This window comes from Mesorhizobium sp. M7A.F.Ca.CA.004.12.1.1 (assembly GCF_003997835.1).
Lineage (GTDB): Bacteria > Pseudomonadota > Alphaproteobacteria > Rhizobiales > Rhizobiaceae > Mesorhizobium.
Genome location: NZ_RZRK01001439.1, coordinates 1 through 619 on the forward strand (window position 1 = coordinate 1; position 619 = coordinate 619).

The 619-nt window shown below is 69.5% G+C and carries 1 pseudogene; it reads left to right on the plus strand.

The window, feature by feature from the left end:
• Positions 1 to 619 (plus strand): annotated as a pseudogene (locus tag EN984_RS36915) (copper resistance D family protein); the annotation flags it as partial.

Below are 619 nucleotides of genomic sequence, written 5' to 3' on the forward strand. Positions count from 1 at the left end.
GGGCAAAATCTTTCTCTACGTCGGCCTTTTCCTCGGCGTTGGCGGCGCCTTCGCGCTTGCCTGGTTGGCCGGAAGTGGCCGTGCCGGGCAGCGCTTCGTTGCAGCTGCAATCCTGAGCGGGCTGGTCGCGTCGTGCCTGTCGCTCGGCTTGCAAGGTCTGGACGCATTGGGGGCGCCGCTCTCCCATCTGGCACAATCGGTCGTCTGGCGGACCGGGCTCGACACCAGTTTCGGCTGGACAGTGCTGGTCGCGCTGATCGCGCTGGGCCTTGGCCTGCTGTCGCTGGCCGGTCCCCGCGCCACCGCCAAACCATCGGCGCTGGCCGGCCTGGCCGGGGTGGGGGTCGCCCTTGCCGCCAGCGGCCATGCCAGTGCCGCCGAGCCGCAATGGCTGACGCGGCCGATGGTGTTCCTGCACGGCGTCGGCATCGCGTTGTGGGCCGGCGCATTGATCCCACTCGGGCTGGCGCTGAAGGGGCAATCGGCGGGGGCCACGCCATTCCTGCGGCGGTTTTCTTGGGCGATCCTGCCCGTGGTGGCCGTGCTTGCCGCTGCCGGCATCGTGCTTGCCGTCATCCAGGTGCAGACACCCGCGGCTTTGGTCGAGACCGCCTATGGA